General features: G+C 57.4%; 13 protein-coding genes and 1 pseudogene. 7 read left to right on the forward strand and 7 right to left on the reverse strand.

The window, feature by feature from the left end; genetic code table 11:
- Positions 1 to 9: 9 nt before the first annotated feature.
- Positions 10 to 174 (forward strand): DUF6124 family protein, encoded by a 165-nt coding sequence (locus B347_RS27155; RefSeq protein WP_085983207.1) that lies wholly within the window; start codon positions 10 to 12, stop codon positions 172 to 174.
- Between the two features lie 105 nt (positions 175 to 279).
- Here B347_RS27155 and B347_RS25860 read toward each other — a convergent pair whose 3' ends face one another.
- Complete coding sequence (locus tag B347_RS25860; RefSeq protein WP_237719109.1) at positions 280 to 576, reverse strand: type II toxin-antitoxin system RelE/ParE family toxin; 297 nt, start codon at positions 574 to 576, stop codon at positions 280 to 282.
- A gap of 80 nt (positions 577 to 656) precedes the next feature.
- Here B347_RS25860 and B347_RS0108450 point away from each other — a divergent pair, with 80 nt between their 5' ends.
- Complete coding sequence (locus B347_RS0108450) at positions 657 to 2,873, forward strand: OsmC domain/YcaO domain-containing protein (RefSeq protein WP_019409268.1); 2,217 nt, start codon at positions 657 to 659, stop codon at positions 2,871 to 2,873.
- A gap of 128 nt (positions 2,874 to 3,001) precedes the next feature.
- Here B347_RS0108450 and B347_RS0108455 read toward each other — a convergent pair whose 3' ends face one another.
- From B347_RS0108455 to B347_RS0108465, 3 genes are all read right to left on the reverse strand, one after another.
- Positions 3,002 to 5,452: a TonB-dependent siderophore receptor gene (locus B347_RS0108455; RefSeq protein ID WP_019409269.1), complete on the reverse strand. Its 2,451-nt coding sequence runs from the start codon at positions 5,450 to 5,452 to the stop codon at positions 3,002 to 3,004.
- A 77-nt stretch (positions 5,453 to 5,529) separates the two neighbouring features.
- Positions 5,530 to 6,492: a FecR family protein gene (locus B347_RS0108460; RefSeq protein WP_019409270.1), complete on the reverse strand. Its 963-nt coding sequence runs from the start codon at positions 6,490 to 6,492 to the stop codon at positions 5,530 to 5,532.
- A complete protein-coding gene (locus B347_RS0108465) occupies positions 6,489 to 7,010 on the reverse strand; it encodes a sigma-70 family RNA polymerase sigma factor (RefSeq protein WP_019409271.1) in 522 nt (173 codons plus the stop codon). Before B347_RS0108465 ends, B347_RS0108460 begins: the two co-directional genes overlap by 4 nt.
- Positions 7,011 to 7,327: 317 nt before the next feature.
- On the opposite strand from B347_RS0108465, the gene fae reads away from it, so the two are divergent.
- From fae to B347_RS0108485, 4 genes and pseudogenes are all read left to right on the forward strand, one after another.
- Positions 7,328 to 7,840 carry a formaldehyde-activating enzyme gene (fae, locus tag B347_RS0108470; RefSeq protein ID WP_019409272.1) on the forward strand — a complete coding sequence of 171 codons (513 nt, stop codon included), beginning with the start codon at positions 7,328 to 7,330 and terminating at the stop codon, positions 7,838 to 7,840.
- A 10-nt stretch (positions 7,841 to 7,850) separates the two neighbouring features.
- Positions 7,851 to 8,885, forward strand: a complete 1,035-nt coding sequence (locus tag B347_RS0108475; RefSeq protein ID WP_019409273.1) for an aldo/keto reductase — start codon at positions 7,851 to 7,853, stop codon at positions 8,883 to 8,885.
- Positions 8,882 to 10,315 carry an NAD-dependent succinate-semialdehyde dehydrogenase gene (locus B347_RS0108480; RefSeq protein ID WP_019409274.1) on the forward strand — a complete coding sequence of 478 codons (1,434 nt, stop codon included), beginning with the start codon at positions 8,882 to 8,884 and terminating at the stop codon, positions 10,313 to 10,315. The genes B347_RS0108475 and B347_RS0108480 overlap by 4 nt, the downstream gene beginning before the upstream one ends.
- A gap of 63 nt (positions 10,316 to 10,378) precedes the next feature.
- Positions 10,379 to 11,770 (forward strand): annotated as a pseudogene (locus B347_RS0108485) (MFS transporter); the annotation flags it as partial.
- A 126-nt stretch (positions 11,771 to 11,896) separates the two neighbouring features.
- On the opposite strand, the gene B347_RS0108490 reads toward B347_RS0108485, so the two are convergent.
- A complete protein-coding gene (locus B347_RS0108490; protein WP_019409276.1) occupies positions 11,897 to 12,772 on the reverse strand; it encodes a LysR substrate-binding domain-containing protein in 876 nt (291 codons plus the stop codon).
- Positions 12,773 to 13,051: 279 nt separating this feature from the next.
- Between B347_RS0108490 and B347_RS0108495 the strand changes: the two genes are divergently transcribed.
- Positions 13,052 to 13,570, forward strand: a complete 519-nt coding sequence (locus B347_RS0108495) for a DUF4142 domain-containing protein (RefSeq protein WP_019409277.1) — start codon at positions 13,052 to 13,054, stop codon at positions 13,568 to 13,570.
- A gap of 80 nt (positions 13,571 to 13,650) precedes the next feature.
- Here B347_RS0108495 and B347_RS0108500 read toward each other — a convergent pair whose 3' ends face one another.
- The gene (locus B347_RS0108500) at positions 13,651 to 13,959 is read right to left on the reverse strand and encodes a hypothetical protein (RefSeq protein WP_019409278.1); all 309 of its coding nucleotides are present in this window, start codon (positions 13,957 to 13,959) and stop codon (positions 13,651 to 13,653) included.
- A 122-nt stretch (positions 13,960 to 14,081) separates the two neighbouring features.
- Positions 14,082 to 14,378 carry a DUF6388 family protein gene (locus B347_RS0108505; RefSeq protein WP_019409279.1) on the reverse strand — a complete coding sequence of 99 codons (297 nt, stop codon included), beginning with the start codon at positions 14,376 to 14,378 and terminating at the stop codon, positions 14,082 to 14,084.
- Positions 14,379 to 14,440 lie beyond the last annotated feature (62 nt).

Raw genomic sequence — 14,440 nt, forward strand, 5'->3', positions numbered from 1 at the left:
GAAGCGGCTTTGGCCCAAGCGTCAGACTTGTTGCGCTGCGCGGGTGCTTCGGCGAGTGAGGTGGGGAATGGCTTAAACGGGCAGCAGCGCGATCTGGTGCTGTCGGTGGCGCATTTGGTCGAGTTGGCCAAGGCGTATGTCGATAAGTCGCTGGACGGTATGGCGACGCACTAAGCAGCACGCGCTTGCTTGGCGACAGGCGCGTCATTTCTATGCTTGCAGCAGTTGCTTTAAGAGCCCATCAAACCTCGCAGCACAACCTACCAGTCTTGCACCCGCTCATTGCTCTGATGAAGAGTCCGCAGCACCTGCACCTCGCCACCCACCAGTCGGTACGGTGCAATAAAAGGAAATTTGCTGAGGATCAGCTCCCGAGCATCGGGTGTTTGGGAGGGGGCGCCCGAGCCCGGTGAACGTCTGCAATTGCTCCAGTGTCTCGATTATCTGGGCAAGCACGGCATTCGCGGCATCCGGACCTATGAGCGAGGCGTAGTGTTCATGAATCGAGTCGAGATCACTGGTCGCCCTGACGAACGCGCATTGTCGCAGACACTTTGTCTGCCTTCTTAAGCTCACAGGGAAAAGCGCGGGACTTCCTGCTGAAAAATCGGATAATGGCGCCCATATTTTTAGCCGTTATTCTGGTAATTCCCCCCATGGAAATTAAGGTCAACTTTCTCGACAACCTTCGACTTGAAGCCAAGTTCGATGATTTCACGGTGGTTGCCGATCAACCGATTCGCTACAAGGGCGATGGTTCGGCGCCGGGTCCGTTTGATTATTTCCTGGCGTCGTCAGCATTGTGCGCGGCTTACTTCGTGAAGCTGTACTGCCAGACGCGCAATATTCCGACCGAGAATATTCGTCTGTCGCAGAACAATATCGTTGACCCAGAAAACCGCTATAACCAGATTTTCAAGATTCAGGTCGAGTTGCCCGCTGACATTTCCGACAAGGATCGCCAAGGCATTTTGCGTTCCATCGACCGTTGTACGGTCAAGAAGGTGGTGCAAGCCGGGCCTGAGTTTGTGATTGAAGAGGTGGAAAACCTCGACGCCGATGCACAGGCATTGCTGATGCCTGCTTCTAACTCAGACGCAGCTTGTGCGGCAGGCACTTATATAGCGGGCAAGGATCTGCCGCTGGAGCAAACCATCGCCACTATGTCGGCCATGTTGGCTGACTTGGGCATGAAGATTGAAATCGCCTCATGGCGCAACATCGTGCCTAACGTCTGGTCGTTGCACATCCGCGACGCGCATTCGCCGATGTGTTTCACCAACGGCAAGGGCGCGACCAAAGAGGGCGCATTGGCGTCGGCGCTGGGCGAGTTTATCGAGCGCCTGAACTGCAACTTCTTCTACAACGATCAGTTCTGGGGCCAAGACATCGCCAACGCGGCGTTTGTGCATTATCCAGAAGAGCGCTGGTTTAAACCGGGGCGCAAAGATGAGTTGCCGACTGAAATTCTCGACGCGTATTGCCTCAGAATTTACAACCGCGAAGGCGAGTTGCGCGGCTCGCACCTGATTGACACCAACTCCGGTAATGAAGAACGTGGCATCGTTTCGCTGCCATTCGTGCGCCAGTCAGACGGCGAAGTGGTGTATTTCCCGTCCAACCTGATCGAAAACCTGTACCTCAGCAATGGCATGAGCGCGGGTAATACCCTGGCTGAAGCGCAGGTGCAGTGCCTGTCCGAGATTTTTGAGCGTGCAGTTAAGCGCGAAATCATCGAAGGCGAATTCGCGCTGCCGGACGTGCCGCAAGACGTGCTGGCGAAATACCCGAGTATTTTGGCGGGCATTCAGGCGTTGGAAGAGCAGGGCTTTCCGGTGCTGGTGAAAGACGCCTCGCTGGGCGGTGAGTTCCCGGTAATGTGCGTGACCTTGATGAACCCGCGTACCGGCGGTGTGTTTGCCTCGTTTGGCGCCCACCCAAGCTTGGAAGTGGCGCTGGAACGTAGCCTGACTGAACTGCTGCAAGGCCGCAGTTTTGAAGGCCTAAACGATTTGCCGCAGCCAACGTTTGAAGGCCATGCGGTGACTGAGCCGAACAACTTCGTCGAGCACTTTATTGATTCCAGCGGTGTGGTCTCATGGCGCTTCTTCAGTGCTAAGCCTGAGTACGAATTTGTGGAGTGGGACTTCACCAGCCAAGGTGAAGACTCCAACGTCGAGGAAGCCGCGACCTTGTTCGGCATTCTTGAAGGCATGGGCAAAGAAGTCTATATGGCGGTGTACGAGCACATTGGTGCCAAGGCGTGCCGCATTCTGGTGCCGGATTACTCCGAGATTTACCCGATAGACGACCTGATCTGGGACAACACCAACAAGGCACTTTTTTTCCGTGAAGACATTCTCAACCTGCACAGCCTAGACGAGGCCGGTCTGAAAGACCTGGTTGAGCGTCTGGTCGAAAGTGAGTTGGATGACTACACCGATATCACCACCTTGATCGGCATTGAGTTTGACGACAATACCGCGTGGGGTCAGTTAACAATCCTAGAGCTGAAGCTGCTGATTTACCTAGCCTTGAAGCAGTACGAAGAGGCGAAAGAAGCGGTTGAAATGTTCCTGCAGTACAACGACAACACCGTTGAGCGTGGGTTGTTCTACCAAGCGGTAAATGCGGTGCTGGAAATGCAGTTGGACGAAGATTTGGAACTGGAAGACTACGAAGCCAACTTCCGTCGCATGTTCGGTAACGAGCGGATGGACGCGGCAATTGGCTCGGTTAACAGCAGCGTGCGTTTCTATGGTTTGACGCCGACCAGCATGAAGCTCGAAGGCTTGGACCGACACTTGCGCCTTATCGACAGCTACAAAAAGCTGCATGCGGCACGGGCTAAGGCGGCGGGTGTGTCGCTGTAACCCCTTCATCGACACATCTGTAGTCGCTGCCGCAGGCTGCGATAAGGGCCGCAGGACCTTCAATAATCGGGTCGCTGCGCAACCCATCGCGGCCTGCGGTAGCGGCTACAGGTGTTTAACGTCTGGCCTTAGAACTTCGCCCTCAATGCCAGATTAAAGTTGCGCGGCGCGCCGTAGAAGTTCCAGTAGTTAGGGTTGCCGGTGGTCTGGTAGTACTTCTTGTCGAATACGTTGTCCAGGTTGTATTGGACGTCGAGGTTTTTATTAATCTCGTAGATGGCGTGCAAGTTGGTCAGGGCGTAGCCCTGCTGCTGGATTTTGTAATCGTCGCCCGGGTAGGTGTTGGTCATTTTGCTTTGCACAAAGTAGCTACCGCCTACGCGGGTCTGGTTCATGACACCCGGCAAGCGATAGTCCGTGGCCACTTTAAACAGGTGGCGCGGTGACAGGGCTGAATAGTCCTCGCCTTTCTGGCTTCCGGCCACGTACTTGGATTGGGTGTAGGTGTAACCGGCAGACACGTTCCAGTCGGATGTCAGCGCGCCGTTGAGTTCGAGATCAATCCCGCGGTTACGCACTTTCTCTGAAGCCCGGTAGCAACCGTTCGGCAGCGCAGGGCACAGCGTGCTTGCTTGAGTGCTGCTGTAAGCTTCGGCGCGCCCGGTCTGGTCGGTCTGGAACAACGCGGCCGAGGTGTTCAGGCGTTTATCGAGGAACTCGCCTTTAAGCCCTAGCTCGTAGTTGGAGCCGGTCATCGGCTTGAGGATCGAGCCGCTGCTGTCGAGGTTGTTCTGCGGTTTGAAGATTTCGGTGTAGCTGGCGTAGGCCGAGAAATTGTCGTTTAACGTTTGGACCAAACCCGCGTACGGGGTGATTTCTCCATTTTTTTCGTACTCGTTGTTAACCTTTTTGCTCACGAACGACATGCTTTCGTTCTTGAACCAACTGATACGGCTGCCCAAGATCAACTTAGTGCTGTCGGTCAGGCTAAAGCGTCCCGCTGCGTAGATCCCGGCCTGTTTCTGAGTGATGTTGTACTTCCATTGGTTAACGTTTAGCCCTGTGGGCGTCGGCGGGTTAAAGCTGCCCGGGTCGGTGATGTCGAACACGTAGTTGTAGGATGCGTCGCGGCCGCCGTGGTAGTCGAAATCGTCGACCCGCACGTTGCTGCCGACGACTAAGTCGTGTTGCTTGCCCATGAAACTAAAGGGCCCGGACAAGTAAGTATCAACGCTGGTTTGGGTGTCGTCGTAGCGGAAATGACGCGGGTTCAGGGTGAACATATTCTCGGTTCCGCTCACGCGCTGGGTGTAGTTGCCAAGAAAGTCCGATTTAGCCCAGGTCTGGTTGGCTGCGACCACCAGTTTCCAGTCGTTGGCGAAGTAATGCTGAATGTCGCCAAACACTGTGGTGTTGCGCTTGTCCAGGTGGTTCCACTTGCCGGTCAGCGAGGTCGAGCGTGACAGCGGGTAGAACTGGCCGCTCTTCATGGTTGGCAAGCCGGACCAGTCATACCCGGAGTTGCGATCTTTCTGATAGCTAAAGCCCAGCGTTGCGAGGGTGTCTGTGCTGAGGTCGGCTTCGAGTAGGGTGTAGAACACCTGATTTTCTTTTTTCGCGGTGTCCATGTAGCTGTTGGCGTTGTTGTAGGTAATGACCGTGCGCCCGCGCAACGTGCCTTGCTCGTTCAAAGGCGACGACAGGTCGACCATGGTTTTGTAGTCGTCCCACGAACCAACGGAGGTTTCGATCAACGCCTGAGGCTCGGCAGTCGGGCGCTTGCGCACCAGATTGATTGCCGCTGATGGGCTGCCGGCGCCTTCCAGCAACCCGGTCGCACCGCGCACGATTTCGATGCGGTCATATATATCGGTGGTGGGCTTGGAAATGGCGTCCATCGAATAGGCGTTGCTGATGTTGGTCGGCACGCCATCAATTTGCAGGGTATCGACCAACTGGCCACGCGCCATGTACAGCGAACGCTCGCCGCCGTTTTTGACGATGGTGATCCCTGGCGCTTCTTGCATGACATCATCCAGGTTTTTCATGCCCTGATCGTCCATTTGCTGACGGGTCACCACGCTCACCGATTGCGGGGTTTCGCGCAGGCTCATCGGCAGCCGTGTGGCGGTGCTGGTCGAGGCAACAGTGTAGGCGCGGGTGTCCTCTGAACTCATGCCCACGGTGTTGGCGTTGACCCGCGTGGCGTCCAGTTCGACGGCCCCCTGTGTCTGAGGCACGGCGACCAGCACGTAGCCATCGCTGCTCGGTACGGCTTGCAGACCTTGTCCGCGCAGCAACGCGGCAAACCCTTCATCCACTCCGAAATCACCTTTCAGGCCACTGCTGGTCTGATTGGCGAGCTGGCGCGTCTCGAAAGAAATCGACACCCCGGACTCGCGCGCGTAGCGACTCAAGACGTCAGCCAATGGCCCGCCTTGGATGTCGTAGTGATTCAATTGCGCGGCCATTGCGGGGGCAAAGGCTGCCAGTGCCAGGCTGCCGACACTGAGCTTGAGTGCCAGTGTCAAGGCGCTGACAGGTATGAATAGGGGGCGCGTGGGCGAAGTTGAAGGCATGTTCCCGACTCTCTGTTGGATTTGGCTACTACAAGGACGGTCGGGAAATGAGAACTGGAAGCAGCGGACAATAATTTTTATTTGGGCGAGTTTGAGTCCAGCGAGACGCGTGTCACCCACGGCGTGAAGGTTGCAATCTTGATCGGCAGGCTGCGGGCCAGCAGACGCAACGCGCGTGCGCTGTCATCGGCCGGCAACACGGCTGTGACCTTGATCTTGGCCAGCTCGGTTTGGTCAAACATCAAGTAACCGCTGTGGTAGCGGTTCAATTGATCGAGGACTTCGGACAGCGGCTGGTCTTTGACGATGAGCTGGTGGCTGGCCCAGGCCTGTTCAATTTCGGTACCGTTGACGGCGGCCTGCGAATAAATGCCCGAGTGATCGAAACGCACTTGCTGACCGGCATGTACCGTGCGCTGCTGCTCGGCATTTTTGACTTCGGTACTCGACTCGATCATTGCCAGACGCGTGGCGCCGTCCAGACGCTCGACCACAAAGCGTGTGCCCAGTGCGCGAACGCTGCCTTGGTCGGTGATCACCCGAAACGGGCGATTAGCGTCCTTGGCCACGTCCAACAGGATTTCGCCGCTGATCAAGTGCAACGTTCGGTTTTGCGCGTCGAAATTGAGGTCAACCGCCGAGCGTGCGTCCAATCGCAGCCACGTGCCGTCCGGCAATTGCTGCTCGTGCCATTCCCCGGTGCCGGTACGAATGTCAGCCATCAGGTAAGCGGGCGGAAATTGTTGGAGCGCCAGCGCGCCGGGCACCAACACCACCGCGGCCAGCGCCAAGGCTTTGAGCGTGCGCCCGCCAGGCGTCTGATGCGTCAACGTGGCCAGCGCCGCCCGGGCCGGGGCTTGTGGCAATCCGCGCAACGGCGCGAGGCTACCTTGCAGGCGTTCGATCGCATTGCCGTGCTCGGGTGCAAGGGCCAGCCATTCATTGAATGCACGCTGGTCTGCGTCGCTGGGCTGGTCGTCCAGACGCACCAGCCAGACCGCTGCCTGGCGCATCACTTTGAGCGAGGGCGCGCGACTCACAGCGCTTCTTCGGTCGCGGCATGGCAGTGCAGCAGGGCTTGCACCAGATAGTTCTGTACGGTTTTGGTCGACACGTTCAGGCGCTCGGCGATCTGAGCGTGGCTCAGGCCTTCGAGGTGGCGCAGCACAAACGCCTGACGGGCGCGCGGCAGCATGCTGTCCAGCGCTCGGGCGATATGTTCCAGCGCTTGCACCGCCGCGAGGATTTGCTCGGGTGAGGGCGCCTGTTCGAGGTGCTCGACATGCCGTGCCAGTTCTTCGCGATAAGCCTGCTCAAGCCGTTGTCGACGGCCGCGATCGACCATCAACCGACGTGCCACGGTGGCCAAAAACGCACGCGGCTCACGCGGGGTGATATACGCCCCGGCTGTCAGTAAACGGATAAACGTCTCTTGCGCCATATCGGCCGCGTTGTGCGGGCAGCCCAAACGCCGACGCAGCCACACCAGCAACCACCCGTGATAGCCCTTATATAGCGCGTCGAGACTGTCAGTGTCGCAGGGTGGTGAAGGCTTCATGGTCGGCGGCTTAAATGGGAATGATTCTATATTAGTATCATCGACAACCTTCTGACAATGCCTCCCACGGTATGACCTAAATGCATACCCCCATGACTTTTAATGGTTACAGCCCCCTCAGCGTGCAGTGCTAAAAATTACGCCATAGCTCACCCACAACAAAAAAGAGCGCTGTAGCCATGACTGACTCCCTGCGTCACACCCTCGCCAGCCGTGCGCTGCGCTCTTCGACTCCCTCTGCAAACCGTGCATGTCTTGCGACATACGTGCGCTGCTGATCCTCCAAAAATAACGCATCGTCCAAAGAGTAATGACTCATGAAAGCACTCGACCTGTACATCGGTGAAGGTTTCGAAGGCCCAGGCGTGAACGCCGCGCACATCAATATGTTGATCGGCCCGCGCAATGGTCCGGCCGGTCAAGCCTTCGCCAACAGCCTGGCGTCGCCGAGCCAAGGGCATTGCCCGTTCATGGTAATTGCACAGCCCAATATTCCAGTTAAGCCGATGACCTTGTACGTCAACAAGGCCGAGATCAGCAGTGACCTGCACGGAAATGCAACGTGGGGCGCGTCCCAGGCCGGGATCGCCAAGGCGGTACTCGAAGCCCTGATCGATGGCACATTGCCGCCAGAAGCCGAAGACGAGTGGGCCATCGTCACTGCCAACTGGGTCAACCCAGCGTGTGATGACCTAGATGCGGTGTACCTGAACAACTACAACGCTTGCCGCACGGCGATTCGCGCCGCCCTGACTGGCCTGCCGCAAAAATCAGCATTGGCGGACGTGGTCGATCACATCTCCAACCCTTTCTACACGCCAAAAGCCTGAGGTCTGCGCCATGCAATACATTCGTTTGGGTAACTCCGGCCTTGAAGTCTCCCGCCTGTGCCTGGGCACCATGAACATGGGCACCCCGGACTGGAAACCCTGGATCTTCGATGAGAAGCAAAGCGAGCCGATCGTCGCTCACGCGTTGGACAACGGGGTGAACTTCATCGATCTCGCGGACTTTTACTCCGCAGGTGTGGGGGAAGAAGTGGTGGGGCGCATCGTCAAGCGTTTGGCTCGCCGCGAAGACCTGGTCATCACGACCAAGGTGGGTTACGGCACCCGCACTGGGATCAATGCTAGCGGCCATTCGCGCAAGCACATCATGGACAGCATCGACGCGTCGCTAAAGCGCCTGAACATGGATTACGTTGACGTGTTCATGCTGCATTATTTCGACGTGAACACCCCGGTTGAAGAGACCATGGGCGCACTGAACGACATCGTGCGCGCCGGTAAGGCCCGTTACATCGGCGTGTCGACCATGCTGGTCGGGCAACTGGCCAAAATTCTTATGGCCTGCGAACGCAATGGTTGGGTCAAGCCGATCAACATGCAGCTGCAATTGAACTGCGCCTACCGCGAAGAAGAGCGCGAGATGATTCCGTTCTGCCGCGACCAAGGCCTTGGTGTCTCGGTGTTCAGCCCGCTGGCGCGTGGTCTGCTAACGGGCGATGTGCAATCGACGCGCAACCAGACCGACTTCTTCACCCAGCAGATGTACAGCGACGAAGCGTCACACCAAATTGCTCATTCGGTGCAACGCGTGGCCCGTGCGCGAGGTGTGTCCAACGCACAAATCGCTCAGGCCTGGGTCGCCAACCATCCGGGTGTGGACTGCATGCTGGTCGGCGCCGACACCACTGCACAGTTCGACAGCGCACTGGCTGCGCTGGAAACCAAACTCGATGCCGATGAGCTGTATGAGCTCGAACGCAATTACACCCCGTGCGACGTGATCAACGATTACACCGCCGGAAAACGCATCTTGCGTTCGGCCCGTCCGGGTCAGGAACGCTTCACGTTGACTGAGGCTGTGGCATGAGCGCGCTGATCCGTAACGGCAATTTCATCGATGGCCAATGGTCCAGCGGCGGCCCGACGTACCCGGTGCTTAACCCGGCTAACGGCGAGTTGGTGGCCACCGTACAAAAGGCTGGCGCTGAAGAAACCAACTTGGCCATTGCTGCCGCCAATCGCGCCTTGCCCGCATGGCGCAAGCTGACCGCTAAGGAGCGTAGTCAGAAGCTCAAGCGCTGGGCCGAATTGATGTTGAGTAACCAGAAGGACCTGGCCACCTTGCTCAGCCGTGAACAAGGCAAGCCGCTGGCTGAAGCCATGGGCGAAGTGGTGTATGCCGCGAGCTTTTTGGAATGGTTCGGTGAAGAGGCCAAGCGCGCGTATGGCGATGTGATCCCGAGCCACAAGGCGGATGCGCGGATCATCGTGGTCAAGGAAGCCATCGGTGTCGTGGCGGCGATCACCCCGTGGAACTTCCCGTTGGCGATGGTCACCCGTAAAGTCGGCCCGGCACTGGCGGCGGGTTGCACGATGGTGCTCAAGCCTTCAGAAGAAACCCCATTGTCGGCATTCGCCCTGGCAGTATTGGCTGAACAGGCCGGGATCCCGGCCGGTGTATTCAACATCGTTTCCGGCGATGCAGCGGCCATCGGTGGCGCGCTGCAAGCGTCCAGCATCGTGCGCAAACTCTCGTTCACAGGCTCCACCCGCATCGGCAAATTGTTGATGCGCCAAGCCAGTGACACGTTGAAGAAAGTCTCGCTGGAACTGGGCGGCAACGCGCCGTTTATCGTGTTTGATGACGCCGATCTGGATGCAGCCGTTAAAGGCGCGATGGCCTCCAAATTCCGCAACACCGGGCAAACCTGCGTGTGCGTAAACCGCTTCTTTATTCAAGACGGTGTGTACGACGCGTTCACCCGAAAACTGGCCGAGGCGGTTGCGGCCATGCGTGTGGGCGATGCACTGCAAGGTGAGACCGAGCAAGGCCCGCTGATCAACGCAGCGGCACTGGCCAAGGTCGAGTCCCATGTTGGCGATGCAATCGAGAAAGGCGCCAAGGTGCTGTGCGGCGGTCGTCGTCACACGCTTGGCGGCACCTTCTTTGAGCCGACAATTCTGACTGAGGCCAGCAACGACATGCTGATTGCCCAAGAAGAAACCTTCGGCCCTGTTGCCGCGTGCTTCCGATTTAAGGACGAAGCCGAGGTGCTGGCGCGGGCCAACGACACGCCGTTCGGGTTGTCGGCCTACTTCTACAGCCGCGACATCGGTCGGGTGTGGCGCATGGCTGAAGGCCTGGAAGCGGGGATGGTGGGGATCAACGAAGGGATCATCTCCACCGAAGTCGCGCCGTTTGGCGGCATTAAGGAATCGGGCCTTGGCCGAGAAGGCTCCAAATACGGCTTGGATGACTACCTCGAACTCAAATACCTGTTGATGGGCGGCCTGTAAGGGCACCCGAAAAGTGGGGGCGGGGTAGCCCGTCCCCACAAGAGCTATCGGTTTTATTTCTCCGTCAATAACAAAAAATTGGAGACGAACATGTCCGCTCAACCTGTAAAAATTGATGACCTGCCCATTGGGCGCTTCCACATTAAAATCGCCGGCCTGACCTTCGGCGCGCACTTCACCGATGGCTACATCCTGGGTCTGATCGGTATCGCGTTTACCCTGATAAGCCCGCAGATGCACCTCGATGCGTTCTGGCAAGGGCTGATCGGCGCGTCTGCGTTGATCGGATTATTCCTTGGCAGCCTGTTCTTTGGCTGGATTTCCGACAAGGTCGGTCGGCAAAAAATCTTCCTGGTCAGCTTTGTGCTGATCACCCTCGCTTCCGTTATGCAGTTCTACGCCGAAACGGCGATGGGCCTGTTCCTGTGTCGGGTACTGATCGGCATCGGGTTGGGCGGCGACTTCAGTGTGGGCCACGCCATGCTGGCCGAGTTTGCCCCCAAGAAACACCGTGGCGTGATGCTCGGTTCGTTCAGCGTTATCTGGACCTTTGGCTACGTTGCCGCCACTTTTGTGGGGACCGCCATGCTTGGTCTGGGCGATGACGCCTGGCGCTGGATGCTGGCTTCGTCGGCGATCCCGGCCGGGTTGATTTTGATTGCCCGCATTGGTACGCCGGAATCACCGCGCTGGCTGGTCAATCAGGGCCGCATCGCCGAAGCGCGGGCTATTGTCAAAAAACACCTGGGCGACAACGTTGAACTGGACGAGGTCCAGTCCACAGAAACACGCTCTGGCTATGCCGTATTGTTCAGCCGCGAATACCGCAAGCGCACTGCCTTCAACTGCCTGTTCTTTGTGTGCATTGTGATGCCGTACTTCGCGATCTACACCTTCCTGCCGTCCATCCTGCAAAAAATGGGTTTGGCTGAAGGTTTTGGCACCGAACTGATGCTCAACATGCTGTTGATCCTGGGGGCGCTGATCGGGATCTGGTGCACCGTGAAATTCTCGCGACGGGGCTTTCTCATCAACGCCTTCATCATCTTGGCGGTTGCACTGTTGATCCTCGCGATACTGCCTAACAGCGCAGCCTTCTTGATGATTTTGGCGTTCGGCGTCTTTACGCTGGTGCTGTCGGCGGTGAGCAACTTAGTGGGTGTGTTCCCGGCCGAGAGCTTCCCGACAGAAGTGCGTGCGAGCGGCATTGGTCTGGCAACGGCGGTCAGCCGTCTGGGGTCGGCAGTGAGCACCTTCCTGTTACCGGTGAGCGTGGTGGGTATAGGCCTAAGCCCGACCATTGGTATTTTGGCGGCGATACTGGCCTTCGGTGCGTTGATCTCATGGGCATGGGCACCGGAAACCAAGTCCCTGACCTTGAGCCAGGCCTGCAAGGCGCAGAGCCCGGTGGAGGGGAGCATGCCGGTGGCTGCCAAGGTTGTTGCCCACGTTTAACGTTTTTTGAACGTGTAGGAGGTGCCGCCCCGTCTTCGACGTCGCGCTGTCGTGCAGCAAACAGGCTACCGATAATCGACAGCGTCCCCCAATCGGTTCCCTCTCCTACAGTTGAATACTGTGAATTCAAGGGTTGCTCACTAACCCCAGCCAGTCGGTAAACAGTCGTACTTTTGACAACCCTTGTTTGTCATGCGCCACGTTCAGCCAATAGCCATAAGGGCCTATCACTTCTACCGGGGTGATGGGCATTAGGCTGCCATTGGCCAACTCTTTTTCGATCATCTGCCGGTCGATGACCGCCAGCCCACCACCCGCTAGGGCGGTGTGGATCACTTGATCCAACGTGCTGAATTCCAGCCCACGGGCAGCATCGACGTCGTCACGGCCCATCGCCGCCAGCCAGTTTTCCCAGACCTTTAAGCGTTTGCCATCGTGCAGGATGTGCAGCAAGGGCAAGGTGCGCAAATCTGGTGGTTGCCCGTCGGTAAATAACTCCGGGCTGGCCACGGCAATGTGGCGTTCCATCACCAGTAACTGGCTGTTGCAATGCGTGTCGACTTCCAGCCCCCAATGAATGATGCAGTCAACCTCGGCCAGGCTGTCGTGGGCGCTGGTGTTGGTCACGCTCAAGCTGATGTCGGGGTAGCGTTGGCAGAATGTGCGCAAGTGCGCAGACAACCAGCGTGTGCCCCAAGTCGGTGGTACTACAAGGCGCAGGCGCTGGCGCAGATTGGGCACACGCACGGCCTGCAAGGCCCGCTCGATATGGTCAAAGGCTTGGGCGAGGTGGGGTGATAAAGCAGCGCCGCTTTCGGTCAGTGACAGACCCTGCGGGGTGCGTACAAAGAGCGCGATCCCAAGGTAATCTTCGAGCTGTTTGATCTGTCGGCTCACAGCGCCTTGAGTCACATTAAGGCTCAGCGCCGCTTGGCTGAAACTGCGATGCCGCGCGACTTCTTCAAAGACGCGCAGGGTGTTGAGTGAGGGGAGTTGACGCATGACACAGTGCTCCGCACCGGCCTTCTACGCCAGAAGGGTAGGGCGGGTTTATTTTTTTTGTAGGACATATCTTGTTGCTGTGGGCGATTGTAGCCGCAGCCGTAGGCCCTTTCAAAGAGTGCTGTCTGCGGCTCTCAGGGTGGCGGAGCAGGGCGCGGATTGGTTTTTACGCGACGCCTGAAACCGCTGGTCAGAATTACTGCATTTATCTAAACCTTTGCGGCCACACGCCTTCAGATTCTGTGCAGGGAATAAACCTGCCTTTTTCTGGAGGACGCTATGAACACCCTGATTGGCCCCAAACGCTTCGTCGCAGGTTGTGCTTTGGCCTTCGCCTTAGCCGTGGCGGGCAACGCTGTTGCTGCCAGTCCGGCTAATTTTGTTGACGAGGCATCCGCCGCCGCGATTGCCCAGATTGAAACCAGCCGAATGGCGATCAGCCGAACCTCGTCTACGGGCATAAACAGTTTTGCTGTGGAGATCATCAAGGACTATACGGACGTGAACCGGGACCTTAAGGAGATCGTGAAAAAACATGATTTGCCCATGTCCAGCGACGACCAAATAGCCAGCAAGGCGAAGGCGTTAATGCTTGAAGTGCCAGAAGGCGATGACTTTGATGCCGCATATATCGCTAACCAAGTGAAGGCTCAGGAGGTTGCTATCGAGCTGTATAAGCGTGAGGCCAGCACCAGTGATTCGCCTGAGCTGAAGGCTTTTGTAGAGAAGTATTTGCCGAAATTAGAAAACAATCTGACGGTGGCAAAGTCGCTGGAGCGGTCCTACAACGAGTCATGATTCAATTTCACTCAATGGCATGTTCACTCAACGGTACGGGCCGCCGCTCTTACCGTTGAGCGCATATGCGTGGATTGAACTCAGGGTTTTAGTGTTTTCGGCGGGTTGTCATCGCCTCCAATCGGTCCATTTCCATCGGTATTCATGCCGCCCTGACGCCCAGGATCATTGCCCTGAATACGCGGGTCCACGGACGGGTGTGTCGGCACATCCGCATCGTTGTGGATTTTGGAGTCTTGGTTAATCGTGGGTTTTACATCTTGGCCGTAGGGCGGCTCTACCGGTTTAGTGGGCATAGTCGGCCCGGTAGAGGAGGCGGCAACACTGGTAGCAGACATCACACAGAGTGCAGCGGCTAACGACAAGGCTTTAAGCGGTGACTTCATCATGGTTGCGTCTCCAAACAATGGGGAGTCGTACCTGATGTTGGTGTGGCGGCGAGGGCGTTTAGTGCGATGCAAGCGACGAACGGCTGCGAGTGTGCCGTGCGCCGCTTGTGGGGTAGATGGGCTTAGACGGCGATGTCGTTGAATCCGCAGTACTCTTCCCAGCTCATGTCCAGGGCTTCGGCCACGTCCTGATGGACTTCGAGGCGCATGGCCTTGAGTTCTTCTGGAGAGCGCGCGATCAGTTCCAGTGCCAATTCCCAGGCCTCAAGACCGCGGGTTTGCGCTTCGTCTTCAAAGGCCCACAAAATTTGTTGCTGGCGGTCTTCGGCGCTCAGTTCTTTCATTTCTTCGATCAGATCAGGGTGCGCCTTGATGAAGGTATCCAGGGCCAGTTCGTTACGGGATTCTTTAGGGATCATATGGCGTCTCGGATAATTAGGACGGTCTGCGTGGCAGACCGTCTTCAGGGCGTTTTTTGCAT

The organism is Pseudomonas psychrophila HA-4 (genome assembly GCF_000282975.1).
GTDB lineage: Bacteria > Pseudomonadota > Gammaproteobacteria > Pseudomonadales > Pseudomonadaceae > Aquipseudomonas > Aquipseudomonas psychrophila_A.

What these genes read in the sequence shown, in the direction of transcription:
- B347_RS0108455 (WP_019409269.1), bottom strand. Translation starts at nt 5,452, where the DNA reads ATGCCTTCAACTTCGCCCACGCGCCCCCTATTCATACCTGTCAGCGCC.
- B347_RS0108450 (WP_019409268.1), top strand. Translation starts at nt 657, where the DNA reads ATGGAAATTAAGGTCAACTTTCTCGACAACCTTCGACTTGAAGCCAAG.
- B347_RS0108505 (WP_019409279.1), bottom strand. Translation starts at nt 14,378, where the DNA reads ATGATCCCTAAAGAATCCCGTAACGAACTGGCCCTGGATACCTTCATC.
- B347_RS0108495 (WP_019409277.1), top strand. Translation starts at nt 13,052, where the DNA reads ATGAACACCCTGATTGGCCCCAAACGCTTCGTCGCAGGTTGTGCTTTG.
- B347_RS0108475 (WP_019409273.1), top strand. Translation starts at nt 7,851, where the DNA reads ATGCAATACATTCGTTTGGGTAACTCCGGCCTTGAAGTCTCCCGCCTG.
- B347_RS0108465 (WP_019409271.1), bottom strand. Translation starts at nt 7,010, where the DNA reads ATGAAGCCTTCACCACCCTGCGACACTGACAGTCTCGACGCGCTATAT.
- B347_RS0108480 (WP_019409274.1), top strand. Translation starts at nt 8,882, where the DNA reads ATGAGCGCGCTGATCCGTAACGGCAATTTCATCGATGGCCAATGGTCC.
- B347_RS0108500 (WP_019409278.1), bottom strand. Translation starts at nt 13,959, where the DNA reads ATGATGAAGTCACCGCTTAAAGCCTTGTCGTTAGCCGCTGCACTCTGT.
- B347_RS0108490 (WP_019409276.1), bottom strand. Translation starts at nt 12,772, where the DNA reads ATGCGTCAACTCCCCTCACTCAACACCCTGCGCGTCTTTGAAGAAGTC.
- fae (WP_019409272.1), top strand. Translation starts at nt 7,328, where the DNA reads ATGAAAGCACTCGACCTGTACATCGGTGAAGGTTTCGAAGGCCCAGGC.